13 protein-coding genes are annotated in these 11,677 nt (G+C 73.3%); 10 read left to right on the forward strand and 3 right to left on the reverse strand.

All coding sequences use genetic code 11. From position 1 onward, the window contains the following. Positions 1-2,284 (reverse strand): glycoside hydrolase family 20 zincin-like fold domain-containing protein (locus tag ACWJ6R_RS19385; RefSeq protein WP_449063575.1); only part of this gene is annotated, 2,284 nt, incomplete at its 3' end. A 318-nt stretch (positions 2,285-2,602) separates the two neighbouring features. Here ACWJ6R_RS19385 and ACWJ6R_RS19390 point away from each other — a divergent pair. The 4 genes from ACWJ6R_RS19390 to ACWJ6R_RS19405 all read left to right on the forward strand — a co-directional run bounded on the left by ACWJ6R_RS19390 (position 2,603) and on the right by ACWJ6R_RS19405 (position 5,956). After that, on the forward strand, positions 2,603-3,328 hold the full coding sequence (locus ACWJ6R_RS19390) for a GntR family transcriptional regulator (protein WP_449063576.1): 726 nt from the start codon (positions 2,603-2,605) through the stop codon (positions 3,326-3,328). 48 nt (positions 3,329-3,376) lie between these two features. Further along, positions 3,377-4,462 (forward strand): saccharopine dehydrogenase, encoded by a 1,086-nt coding sequence (locus ACWJ6R_RS19395; protein WP_449063577.1) that lies wholly within the window; start codon positions 3,377-3,379, stop codon positions 4,460-4,462. Between the two features lie 80 nt (positions 4,463-4,542). Continuing rightward, entirely contained in the window at positions 4,543-5,181 is a 639-nt protein-coding gene (locus ACWJ6R_RS19400; RefSeq protein WP_449063578.1) for a TetR/AcrR family transcriptional regulator, read from the forward strand. 133 nt (positions 5,182-5,314) lie between these two features. Beyond that, the gene (locus ACWJ6R_RS19405) at positions 5,315-5,956 is read left to right on the forward strand and encodes a JAB domain-containing protein (RefSeq protein ID WP_449063579.1); all 642 of its coding nucleotides are present in this window, start codon (positions 5,315-5,317) and stop codon (positions 5,954-5,956) included. A 596-nt stretch (positions 5,957-6,552) separates the two neighbouring features. Here the strand turns inward: ACWJ6R_RS19405 and ACWJ6R_RS19410 are convergent. Beyond that, the gene (locus ACWJ6R_RS19410; RefSeq protein ID WP_449063586.1) at positions 6,553-6,807 is read right to left on the reverse strand and encodes a hypothetical protein; all 255 of its coding nucleotides are present in this window, start codon (positions 6,805-6,807) and stop codon (positions 6,553-6,555) included. 140 nt (positions 6,808-6,947) lie between these two features. On the opposite strand from ACWJ6R_RS19410, the gene ACWJ6R_RS19415 reads away from it, so the two are divergent. The 5 genes from ACWJ6R_RS19415 (at position 6,948) to ACWJ6R_RS19435 (ending at position 10,052) form a co-directional block, all read left to right on the forward strand. Further along, positions 6,948-7,481, forward strand: coding sequence for a GntR family transcriptional regulator (locus ACWJ6R_RS19415; RefSeq protein WP_449063580.1), 534 nt, complete (start codon positions 6,948-6,950; stop codon positions 7,479-7,481). 67 nt (positions 7,482-7,548) lie between these two features. Further along, positions 7,549-8,052, forward strand: a complete 504-nt coding sequence (locus tag ACWJ6R_RS19420; protein ID WP_449063581.1) for a GntR family transcriptional regulator — start codon at positions 7,549-7,551, stop codon at positions 8,050-8,052. A 4-nt stretch (positions 8,053-8,056) separates the two neighbouring features. Beyond that, positions 8,057-8,503 carry a type II toxin-antitoxin system VapC family toxin gene (locus tag ACWJ6R_RS19425; RefSeq protein ID WP_449063582.1) on the forward strand — a complete coding sequence of 149 codons (447 nt, stop codon included), beginning with the start codon at positions 8,057-8,059 and terminating at the stop codon, positions 8,501-8,503. A gap of 116 nt (positions 8,504-8,619) precedes the next feature. Then, a complete protein-coding gene (locus ACWJ6R_RS19430; protein ID WP_449063583.1) occupies positions 8,620-9,396 on the forward strand; it encodes a MerR family transcriptional regulator in 777 nt (258 codons plus the stop codon). After that, positions 9,393-10,052 carry a hypothetical protein gene (locus tag ACWJ6R_RS19435; protein ID WP_449063584.1) on the forward strand — a complete coding sequence of 220 codons (660 nt, stop codon included), beginning with the start codon at positions 9,393-9,395 and terminating at the stop codon, positions 10,050-10,052. Before ACWJ6R_RS19430 ends, ACWJ6R_RS19435 begins: the two co-directional genes overlap by 4 nt. A 98-nt stretch (positions 10,053-10,150) precedes the next feature. Here ACWJ6R_RS19435 and ACWJ6R_RS19440 read toward each other — a convergent pair whose 3' ends face one another. Next, on the reverse strand, positions 10,151-10,996 hold the full coding sequence (locus ACWJ6R_RS19440; protein ID WP_449063587.1) for a DMT family transporter: 846 nt from the start codon (positions 10,994-10,996) through the stop codon (positions 10,151-10,153). 274 nt (positions 10,997-11,270) lie between these two features. Here ACWJ6R_RS19440 and ACWJ6R_RS19445 point away from each other — a divergent pair. Next, positions 11,271-11,677, forward strand: a 407-nt coding sequence (locus ACWJ6R_RS19445) for a GntR family transcriptional regulator (RefSeq protein ID WP_449063585.1), incomplete at its 3' end; no start/stop codon positions are given.

An 11,677-nucleotide genomic window follows, 5' to 3' on the forward strand; every position in this document is an offset into this window, starting at 1 on the left:
GGCGGTCCGGCGCCGGGCCGGTGGTGGCCGGGCGAGCCGCGTAGGCCGCGTAGACCGCCGCCACCTGGGCGGACGTCAGCGCCCGGCCCGACATGACGACCTCGTCCAGTGCGCCCTCGAAGGGGCCCATCGAGCCCGTGGGCAGGTCGATCACCTCGGGCACCCGTCCCGTCCGGCGGCCGTTCACGTACAGGGTGGTGCCACGGGACTCGGCCACCAGGACGAGGTGGGTCCAGCGGTTCAGCGGGAGGCGGCGACCGAAGGAGAACTCCCTGGCGCCCGAGACGGCGACCTCGCCGCCGTCGACGACGATCGCCCGGTCGAGGCGGCCGAGCAGGACGCCGCGCGCCCGGTCCTCGCTCCGCACCCACAGGGAGACCGTCCACGGCGGGCTCTTCGACGCGGCGCCGAACACGAACCGCCGGCCCTCGCCGAACCGGGCCGCACCGCCGATCCGGCCGGGCACCGGGAACAGCGGCGCGCCGTCCACCACCGTCTCCTCCGGGCCCGGTCCCTCCTCCGGGCCCGGTCCTTCTCCCCTGCCCGGATCCTCTCCCGCGCCCGTTTCCCCCGTCGCGTCCCGCTTCCCGGGGTCCCGCCCTCCCCCGTTCTGCGCCCGCGTGATCCGCTCCTCCGCGGCCACGGCGGCGGTCGCGTGCGCGCCGCCCGTCTCGTCGGCCGCCGTGACCAGCAGTCCGTCGCGCCACGCGGCCGGGACGTGGGTGTCACCCTCCGGAACGTGGGGCGCGTCGAAGGTGTAGCGGTGCTCCGCCCGGACGACCGGCTCCTCCGGGGAGAGGCCCGGAGCGTCACCCACCGCGCGCAGTCTGTCCGTGAACCCCTCCGCGGGCGAGAGGCGGTTCCACGCCCGCTCGGCGAACTCCGCCCTGAGGCCCGCCAGGACCGCTTCGGCGGCCCCCGGGTCGCCGAAGACCGCGGTATCGGCGATCAGGGCCCGGCCGAAGCCCTCGGCCTCGGGAGTCCACGCCAGGAGGTCTCCGGCGTGCGAGCCCGCGGCGGGGAAGGCGTCGATGACGTCGTGCCGGCCGTTCCGCACGATCGCCCCGGTCTCCGACGAGCCCTCGTTGAGGATCACCGGCCTGCCGTCCAGCGCCGGGAGGCGGTCGCGGACCCGCAGGACCGGCCTCCGGCCCGGGGTCTCGACGTGCCCGGCCAGCTCGGCCGCTCCCTCCAGCCACTCCGGCTCGTCACAGGCGTCGATCCGGCCGAGGCCGATGAGCGGCGCGTCGAACCATCCCGTGAAGGCGTCGAGCACGGCGGTGAGCCGCCGCCTCACCTCGGGATCCGCCAGGTCGGGCACGTGCTCGGCGGCACAGCGCCGGGACGGGGTGAGCGCCGCCGTGTCCCCCAGCACGTCGATCTCCGGCACCACGGTGACGTGGTGACGGCGGCCCGTGGCCCGGACCGCCTCGATGTCGGAGCGGGTGTACCTCAGCCCGGGGACCGCCTCGGCGAAGGCGGGGTCGTGCAGCCGGAGCGCGGCGTCCCCGGAGAGCCGCAGGTAGAGCGTGTTCAGCTTCAGCCAGGACATCCGGCGGACGAGGTCCTCGAGCCGCGCGACGGGCCAGAACCCGCCCTGCACGTCGAGGACGACCATGCGGCTGCCCGCTTCGGGCCGGTCCTCGAGCCTGCCGTACGGCGCCTCGCCTCCGGCCCTGAGGAGCTGGAGCAGCGTGCGTCCGCCGTAGAAGAGCCCGGCCGGTGTGGACGCGGCGATCTCGACGTGTGCGCCGACCTCCATGCGGTAGCCCTCCGGAGCCCCGGCGCTCTCCAGTCCTTCGGCGCCTCCCGCTCCGCCGGCGTGCTGCGGACCCTCGGCGCTCCCCGGGCTCTCGGTGTTCTGCGGGCTCTCGGCGGTCCCTCGGTCCCCGGGGCCCTGCGGACCTTCGACGGCTTCCGGGCCCTCAGGGCTCTGCCGGCCTCCGGCGGCTCCTTGGTCACCGGGTCGGTCGCCGGGGCCGTCCAGCCCGGTCAGGACCACGTCACCGGCCGCCGGTTCCGGAGCCCCGCCGACGACCACGGGCACGGGCAGACCCGTCACCTCGCGCAGGTCCGCGGCGAGCCGTTCGGCCTCCTCCTTCGACTCCTCCCCCGCCAGGACACGGGAGTCCCGGACCGGTCGGAACGACCCCTCACCGCCCGTCCACCCCGTCGGCGCGGGCACCACGGGCGGCAGGGAGGCATCCCAGGTCCCGGCCCCGGCCGGCACCGCCGCCGTGGCGACGACGAGGACGACCACGAGAGCAGCCGTTAAAGATCGCACCAAATATCCACACACGGGGCGTAATAATATTTATGTCCGCTTTGCCCGGACAGCCAGGACGGCCGGAGACCGGGACACGAAAGGGACACGAAAAAAGAGGCCGCCGATATGTGCTCGGGGGTACACACATCGACGACCTCTACCGTTGAATCGGGCCCACCCCCAGGGGCGTTACAGGATTCACCAAGATATTTTCCACCGCCATCAAAAGATCTTGCCCGTGTTCCAAAGTTGGAGCTCCAAATTGCCGTCATTACCCTGAGTTGTCCGGTGAATACGGCAGGATGGACCGTCGCCTCACCCCTCAGGGATGGACACGTGGCAAGTTCCGATCCTGTCTACCTGCGCGTCGTCGCCGACATCCGCCGCCAGATCGTCGACGGCTCACTGCCCCCCGGCGCCCCGATCCCCTCCCGGGCCCAGCTGACCCGGAAGTACAACGTCGGGGAGACCGCCGCCCGCCACGCGCTGCGCGTGCTCGCCGCCGAAGGCCTCATCCTCGGCCGCGTCGGCTCCGGCCACTACGTCCGCGCCAGACCGGCGCTCACCCCCCTGCACCGCTGGCGTTTCCCGGACCACGTCGCCCCCTCCGGCGCCGACCTGCAGTCGCAGGGCTCCCGCGTCACCTGGGACTGGCGCACCGAGCAGGTCGAGGCCACCGCCGACCTCGCCCACCGCCTCCAGCTGACCGAATCGGCCCCGCTCACCCGCACCCGCTACGTTTTCCGCGGCGACGGCAGGCCCGTCCAGCTCGCCGTCTCCTACGAACCCGCCGAGTTCACCGAGACGACCTCCGAGGACGCCCCGCGCGGCCTGATCGCCCGGCTGTCCTCCTCCGGCGTGAAGGTCACCGAGATCGTCGAGCAGGTCTCCTCCCGCGTCCCCGAACCCGCCGAGATCGACGCCCTGGAGCTGCCCGCCGGCGTGCACGTCCTGCACGTCGAGCGCACCCACTGGGCCGGTGATCGCCCGGTCGAGACCAGCGACATCGTCATCCCCGGCGACCGCTTCCGCCTGGTCTACTCCCACTCGCTCCACCCGTAGGCGGGTCCCGCCGGTCGCGTTATAGGTCAGTTGACCTATATTGAAGCCATGAATGATGATCTCCGGTTCGATCCCGACGGCCCCGTGCTGCTGGTGGGCGGGTACGGCGTCGTCGGCGCCGAGCTGGCCAGGCTCGCCGCGCCGTCCTGGCCCCTGCTGTTGACCGGCCGCACCCCGGCCAGAGGCACGTCCCTGGCGGAGGAGACCGGTGCCACGGTCCGCCGCTGGAACCTGTCCGATCCCGCCCCGTTCTCCGCGGCGGTGCGCGCCGTGGTCGGCGTGGTGAACGACCCCGACGACCGGGTGCTGCGCGCCGCCGTACGGGCCGGGGTCCCCTACGCCGACGTCACCCGGTGGACCGCCCGCCTGCAGCGGGCGGCGACCGTGGCCGCGACGCTGCGCCCGGCCGCGCCCGTGCTGCTCTCCTCCAGCTGGATGGGGGGCGTGGGTGCCCTGGTGGCCGCGACGCTGGCCACCCGGATCGGCGGAGCCGACACGGTCGAGATCGCGGTGCGCTGGGATCTGAAGGACCGGGCGGGCGCGGACTCCGTGGAGTTCATGGACCGGCTCGGTCTGGAGTACGAGATCGTGGAGGCCGGCCGGCGACGCCTGGTCATGCCGCTCACCGACGCCCGCACCGTCATGGTCGGTTCCTCGCGCACCCGGGTGGCGCGGATCGACACGCCGGAGCAGTTCACCCTGCCGATCACCCTCGGGGTGAGCACGGCGGCCACCCGGATCGGTTTCAGCTCCCCCGCCCTGACCTCGGCGCTGCTGGCCGTCAAGCGGTCCGGGTTCTTCCGGTGGGGGCGCGGCGAGCGCTGGACGCCGCTCCGCCGCTCCCTGCTCTACTCCGCCGGTGAGGGCGGCGAGGCCCGGCTCCGGATCGACGTCACCGGCCCGGCCGGGACCCGTACGGCGACCGTCACCGATCCCCGCGGGCAGGCGCACCTGACCGCGGTCGGGGCGCTGATGGCGCTGCGCAGGATCCTGGGCGCCGACGGCGCCGCCCCGCCGGAGGGCGTGGTGTTCCCGGAGGCGACCCCGCGCCCTCTGGACGTGCCCGGTTTCCTGGAGTCCGCAGGGGTCGCCGTCGCCGAGGAGGCCGGTCCCGCGGTACGGCGGGCGGCATGACGCCCCCCACGGGCCGTCCGGCGGAACCCGAGCCCCCGGCCGGAACGGAACACCGGGCCGGAACGGACCATCCGGCCGGAGTGGACCGCGGGGCTCCGTCCGCACCGGCCCCGAGACCGGACCGCCCGTCACGGCCGACCGCCAAGGGGAGCAGCCGCCGGGAGGAACTGCTCGACGTCACCGAGCGCGTCCTGGTGGAGCGCGGGAACGCGGAGCTGTCCCTGCGCACGGTCGCCGCCGAGGCGGGGGTGCGCCTGGGGCATCTCCAGCACTACTTCCGCACCCGGGCCGACCTGGTCCAGGCCGTGCTGGCCCGCGTGCTGGACCGCTCCCTGAAGGAGGTGGCCGACGTCACGGGCTCGGCGGGCGGGGCCGTGGAACCGGTGGTGCGGAGCCTCCTGGCGCAGCAGGAGGACGCCCGGCTCGTCCGCCTGTTCACCGAGATCTGGGCGCTGGCCGCCCACGACGAGTCCGTCGCCGCCGAGGTCCGGGCCTTCTACCGGGAGTACACCGGGCACGTGGCCGAGTTCGTCCGCAGCCGGGATCCCGGGCTCCCGCCGCACCTGTGCCGGGCGCGGGCCGAGACGTTCGTCATGCTCATCGAGGGGGCCTCGCTCTTCCGCTCGGGCGTCGCCGCAGAGGCCTCGGCCGCGACGGACGCCGAGCTGACCGGGCTCGCCGCCGCCCTGCTCGGCGGGGACCTCCCGGCCGGCCCCTGATCGGGAAGAGCACCTGATCGCGGAGCCTCCGGGAGGCACGGCCGCAGGCTCCGCGATCAGGACGAATGTCGGTGCCGCCTGGTACAACCGACCCGGGTTCCCGAGCCGGAGGTGCCGATTGCGCGTCAAGGACATGCCCCCGACCGACCAGCCGCGCGAGCGGCTCCTCTCCCTCGGCGCCACCGCCCTGGCCGACCGGGAGCTCCTCGCGCTGCTGCTCGGCTCGGGCGGCCGGGGCACCAACGCGGTCGAGCTGGCCTCCGAGCTGATCGCCCACTGCGGCGACCTGCGCGGCCTCGGCCGCTCCGACGCGCACCGGCTGATGACCGTCAGCGGCATCGGCCCGGCCAAGGCCGCCCGGATCATCGCCGCCTTCCACCTCGTACGGCAGGCGCAGGCGGAGCCGGAGCGCCGCCGCGTCACCGGCTCGGCCGACCTGGCCGCCGTCGCCTCCCCGCTCCTGCGGCACCTCGGCCACGAGCGGGTGGTCGCCGTGGTCTGCGACTCCGCCGGCTCGGTCACCCGCAGGGCGATCGTCAGCGAGGGCGGCGCCGACCACGCCCCGGCGCCCGTCCGCGAGATCATCACGCTCGTCCTCACCTCCGGCGGCTCCTCCTTCGGCCTCGCCCACAACCATCCCGGCGGCTCCCTCGACCCCAGCCCCGCCGACCTCGACGTCACCGCCCGCCTCCGCGAGGCCGCCGAGACCGTCGGCCTGCGCTTCCTCGACCACGTGATCGTCACCGACACGGCCTGGCGCCGCATCGCCGGGTGACCCCGACATCCGCCGACCATGCCGCCGAACCGCGCTGCCGACCGGATCGCCCCGGCCGACCCCGACCGATGTGTTTCCCAGCCGGAATCGGCCGGTGTGCTTCCCGGCCGCCGCCGCACCCGGAACACGACGGCGGCCGGAAATCCATGGCGGTGGCCCGGCTCCCCTCCAGGGCCGGGCCACCGGACCCGCCGGGCCGGTGCTCCACCGACGGGCGCACAGGGCCTGTCACCGAGCCCCCCGCCTTCACGCGGCGGAGACTCATGACAGGTCTGAGCCCGGCAGCAGGTGGGATGTGAGGGACTGCTGCCGGGGGTTCTCGATCGGTGGTCCCGCGTCCCCCTCAAGGTCGCGGGACCACCGCCCGGCCCTTCCGGTGACCCCTAACACACGGAAGGACCGGGAGCTCTCTGATGCCGGCGGTGCCCTCGGCACCGCGGGACGCGCCTACCGGCCGATCGACGTGGACCTCTCACCGACCGCCTCCAGCGCGGAAGCCCCGGTGGTCTTCAGACCGGGGTCCTCGGCCCGGCCCGTCAACGCGGTCGGCCCGGCCGATCGGCCGGACCTCGGTGCGGACGGCTCGGCCGAACCCGTCAGCGGGCGCTTCCCATCAACAGCAGGAACCACAGTTCCTCCGCCTCCTTCACCCGAACCCACGGCGACTCGTGCACCGCCACCGCGTCTCCCAGCCGGTGCGTGCGCCGTACGAACATCAGCCCGCCCGCCTGGCAGAGCTCGTAGAACGTCGCCTTGCAGCAGCACGTGTGCTCCTTCACCCGGATCCGATCGGCCCGCGGCACCTCCGGCCGCCAGTCGATCCGCTGATGCCTCTGCTGCAACGCCCCCACATGACGACCGTGAAGCTCCTCTCCCAGCACCACGACCCCTGCCGTTCTCCCGCCCTCCACATGCCAACCATAGGCTACTCCGACCCTACTGGTCTAGTACACCTATCCAATAGTCTGCTAGATATACCATTTATTCCCCCATGTGCCTTTTGGTCTATCATTCGGACATGCTTGACCGTGAAGGGCCGGTTCCGGTCTACAAACAGATCGCCGAGGAGATTCGCGGGCGCATCCTGGCCGGTGATCTCGGTCCCGGCGAGCCGGTGCCGAGCGAGGCCGAACTCGAGGTCGAATACGACATCGCCCGCACGACGGCGCGCCGAGTGGCGAGGGAGCTCCGCGAGCAGGGACTCGTCTATACGGTCCAGGGAGAGGGCACCTTCGTCGGCGAGCCGGGCACGCCCCGCCCCGAGGACCGCATTCCGGTCTACCAGCGGATCGCGGCGGAGGTCCGGGAGCGCATCGTGCGCGGCGAACTGGTCCCGAACCGGCGGATTCCCGGAGAGAAAGAGCTGATCAAGCAGTACGGCGTCGCCAAGGCCACCGTGCGCCAGGCCATGGCGTTCCTCCGCGATCAGGGATGGGTCTTCACCGTGCCCTATCGAGGGACCTACGTCTCACCGCGCGAGGACTGGCCCATACGCGATGAATCCACACAAACCACTACTCTCTAGTTCACCGACGTATCTCCTGGTCGAGTGAACCAGTGTTTTTACCTGCCCCGGTATCTACAATGACCGCATGCTGGACCACGAAGGCGATACCCACCTCTACCTGCAGGTAGCCGCGATCATCCGGCGGCGCATCTCCGACGGGGTGATTCGCCCCGGCTCTTCCGTACCCAGCGAGGCGGAACTCCAGAACGAGTTCGGCATCGCCCGCACCACCGCCCGGAGGGCCGTTCGGATACTCCGCGACGAGGGCCTCGTCTACGTGGTCCAGGGTGAGGGGACGTTCGCTGGTCCGGCCAGCCGCCCTCGGCACACGGACCGCTCGGCTCCTCTCTACCGGGAGATCGCCGATGACCTGGTCGGTCGTATCACGCGCGGCGACCTCAAGCCCCGCCGCGCCATCCCGAGTGAAACAGTGCTGGTTCAGCGGCACGGCGTGGCCAGGGAGACGGTACGGCATGCCGTCAGACTGCTGAGGGAGCAGGGCTGGGTCTACACCGTCCCGCAGCGCGGCACCTACGTGAACCAGCCCGATAAGTGGCCGCAGGACAGGCTCCACGCCGGGGATCGCTGATCCGATGCTCGTCTACGCCGCTCCCTCCGCCCTGGCCTGTGCGTATCTCCTCGATGATCCCGGGTATCTCCGGACTCGGGGCCTGCTGCAGAACCCCGAGCGCCTTCTTGTCACGGCCACCTCAACCATCGTGGAGGTGACCGCCCTACTCGTCCGTGCTTCCCGTGCGGATCGGCTACTGGAACTGGACTCGGCTCTCGCCGTTCTCGCGTCCGATCTGGGTGAGGATGGCCCGGTCACCCTGGTCGCCGCACCCCGCGACACCGTGGAGCGCAGAGCCGCCCAGATCGTGTACGCCCACGGGCTGAGGGCCCTCGACGCGATCCATCTCGCGACCGCCGAGCTGGCCGCCGTCCCGCTTCTGGAGGGTCCGGGAGACAAGCTCGGTTTCGCCAGCCGTGACACCGCCCAGTCCGAGGCGGCCGCGGCACTCGGCTTCATCCCCGTGTGACGATGCCCTGCCCCGTGCGGCGGTGACTCACCCTCGCCCACGTGAACACCGCGTGCCGGGTCATGATCGCCCGTGGACGTTGACCTTGCCGTAGCGTCAACGTCTCTAATGGGCGCATGCGAATCGGAGAGCTGGCCGCCCTGGCGGGCGTCTCGACCAGAACCGTGCGCCACTACCACCGGCTGGGCCTGCTGCCCGAGCCGGAACGGCGCGCCAACGGCTACCGCGTGTACGGCCTGCGCGCCGCGGTCACGCTGGCCAGGATCAGGCGCCTGACCGAGCTGGGCCTCAGCCTGACCGAGGTCGGCGACGCACTCGCCGACGACCGGGGCCGCGAGCTGCGGGAGGTCCTCACCGAACTGGACGCCGACCTGGCCTGTCAGGAGCAGGAGATCCGGCGCAGACGCGCCCGCCTGGCCGACCTGCTCGCCCGGGACACGCTCCATCCCGACGACCCGGTCTCCCCGGAGATGGCCGCGCTGCTGGGCCGCCTGCCGCAGGCGGAGACGGGCATGCTGGCCAGGGAACGCGAACTGCTGGCCCTGCTGGACAGCACCGCCGAGCCGGACGTGCGCCGGCTGCTGCTGGAGACGGCCTCCGACCCCGACCGCATGAGCCGGGTGGAGGACCTGTACCGGGAGTTGGACGCGCTGGCAGGCGCCGACCTCGGTGATCCCCGCGTCCCCGGCCTGGCCGAGCGGCTGGCCGACGCCGTACCGCCGGAGATGCTCGGTTCCGGGCTGCTGGATCCGGTCCTGCGGCCTGCGGACGCCGACGGGGGGACCGGGGAGCAGGAGGCGTTCGCGCGGGCGTTCTTCGCCGACCTGCCGTCCGCTCAGGCCGAGGTGATCCACCGGGCCATGGTCCTGCTCGCGGACAGGAGCACCGCGTGATCTCCCGGCGGACGCGGCGGACCGCACCGACCTCCGTACGGAGGCTGATCGGCTACCAGGGGCGGACGATCACGAGTCTGCTGCTGTGGCCGACCGGCCGGAGACACGGCGTGCGCGAGGGCGACCGCGCGTTCGGCTACCTGCGCGGCGAGGTCCCGGTGATGCTGGCGATGCTCTTCGTCCTCGTCCTCGAGGGCGCGGCCATGGCGTTCCTGATCCCCTGGCCCGTCGTGCACCTGATCATGCTGGTCCTGCATGTCTGCCTGGTCGTGCAGGTACTGGGCTCCGTGGCGGCCGGGATCACCCGCCCGCACGTGGTCTCGGCCGGGGAACTGCGCGTCCGGTACGGCGCCGCCTTCGGCCTGCGGATCCCGCTCCGCCTGGTCACCGGCGTCCGGCTGGAGCGGCGCATCCACGACGGCGGCACCGTCCGGCTGGACGGAGAGCGGCTGGAGGTGGTCGTCTCGGCGCGGACGTCGATCACCGTCGAACTGGCCGAGCCCGTTGCCGTCACCCTCCCGCTGGGCCGTACCGGCACGGCCTCGCTCGTCCGCCTGCACGCCGACGACCCGGAGGGGTTCGTCCGCGCACTGTCGACCCGGCTGCGGACCGCGGGAACCGGCGATGAGCCCGTCGCGCGACACCGGGCACGATGACGCCTCCGAAGGACGCATCCTCCGGAGGCCGCCGCCGGGAGGGACGTGCGCCTCTCAGGCGTGGGCCCGCCGGGGCAGTCAGGAGGAGCGTGCGCCTCTCAGGCGCGGGCGCGCTGGGTCAGCGCGACGCATGCCAGTACGGCCAGCGCCGCCCCCACCGTCGCCGCCCCCACCTCCTCGCCGAGCAGGAGCCAGGCCCACACCAGCGTCAGCAGCGGCTGGACGAGCTGGGTCTGCCCGGCGCGGGCGATGCCTCCCCGGGCCAGGCCCGCGTACCAGGGGATGAAGCCGAGGAACATCGCGACCAGCCCGGCGTAGGCGAACCCGGCCAGCGGGAGGGCCCCCGGCCGGACCTCGGTGGTCAGCGCCAGGACGGCGGTCGCGGGGATGGTGAGCGGCGCGGCGACCACCAGGGCGCGGGAGATCACCTGCCAGCCGGGGGTCTCGCGGGTCAGCCGCGCGCCCTCGGTGTAGCCGGCGGCGGCCGCCAGCAGCGCCCCGACCAGGAGCAGGTCGGCCCCGCTGACACGGCCGCCGCCCCGGCTGAGGCTGAATACCGTGATCGAGACCGCTCCCAGGCCGCAGGCGAGCCAGAACAGCGGCCGGGGCCGCTCTCCGGCCCGCAGGACGGCGCAGGCGGCCGTGGCGGCGGGCAGCAGCCCGATGACCACGGCGGCGTGCCCCGCGCTCGTCCCGGCGTCGAGCGCGAGCCCGCTGAGGAGCGGGAAGCCGAAGACCACGCCGGCCACGATGACGAAGTAGGACCTCAGCTGGGAGCGGGGAGGCAGCAGCGGCGCCCGAGCCGCCAGGAGGAACGCCAGCGCCGCCACGGCCCCGACCACGGCCCGGCCGATCGCCACCAGGTAGGGGTCGAAGCCCTCCATCGCGAACACCGTCGCGGGGAACGAGCCGGAGAACGCGAGCACCCCGAGCCCGGCCAGCAGCGTCCCCTGCCAGGCTCCTCCCGGCGCGCTCGACGCACGCGGAGCGGAAGGGCTCCGGCCGGGGGATCCCGGGGCGGAGGACTCCGGGAGGAAGCCCGGCGGAGGGGAGGAGGGCGGCACTGGGAGGCCGGAAAGGCTGGAGAGGCCGGAGGATCCCGAGACCGCAGGATCGGCGGACCCGCTCCGGGCGATGGGGCCGACCGCATCCGCTATCCGCCCCGAGACGATAGCGCTACTCTGATCCTTCATGAATGACGATAGCAGTATCGTCCGTTTGGCCGCCATCCTCCGCGAGGAGACGGAACGGCTCCGGCCGGGGGACAGGCTGCCGTCGAGCCGGGAGCTGATGCGCCGCCACGGTGTCAGTCCGGTGACCGTCTCGCGGGCGCTCGGCCGGCTGGCGGCCGAGGGACGGGTGGTGACCCGGCCGGGCAGCGGCACCTACGTCGCTCCCCGGTCCGTCCGCGCCAGGAGCGAGCCCGCCGACCTCTCCTGGCAGACGGTCGCCCTGGGCGACCGGGTGGTGGACGACACCCGGGTGGTCGGCCTGCTCACGCCCCCGCCCGAGGGGACCGTCCCGATGACCGGCGGCTACCTCAATCCCGTGCTCTGCCCGTCCAGGGCGCTCGGCACCGCCGCCGCCCGCGCCTGCGCCGCCCGCACGCCTCGGGCGGTCCCGCC

It is taken from the genome of Planomonospora algeriensis, from assembly GCF_977012225.1.

Bases quoted from the DNA above. Each gene is read 5' to 3' on its own strand.
- ACWJ6R_RS19425 (WP_449063582.1), top strand. From the start codon at position 8,057: ATGCTCGTCTACGCCGCTCCCTCCGCCCTGGCCTGTGCGTATCTCCTC.
- ACWJ6R_RS19420 (WP_449063581.1), top strand. From the start codon at position 7,549: ATGCTGGACCACGAAGGCGATACCCACCTCTACCTGCAGGTAGCCGCG.
- ACWJ6R_RS19395 (WP_449063577.1), top strand. From the start codon at position 3,377: ATGAATGATGATCTCCGGTTCGATCCCGACGGCCCCGTGCTGCTGGTG.
- ACWJ6R_RS19415 (WP_449063580.1), top strand. From the start codon at position 6,948: ATGTGCCTTTTGGTCTATCATTCGGACATGCTTGACCGTGAAGGGCCG.
- ACWJ6R_RS19405 (WP_449063579.1), top strand. From the start codon at position 5,315: ATGCCCCCGACCGACCAGCCGCGCGAGCGGCTCCTCTCCCTCGGCGCC.
- ACWJ6R_RS19430 (WP_449063583.1), top strand. From the start codon at position 8,620: ATGCGAATCGGAGAGCTGGCCGCCCTGGCGGGCGTCTCGACCAGAACC.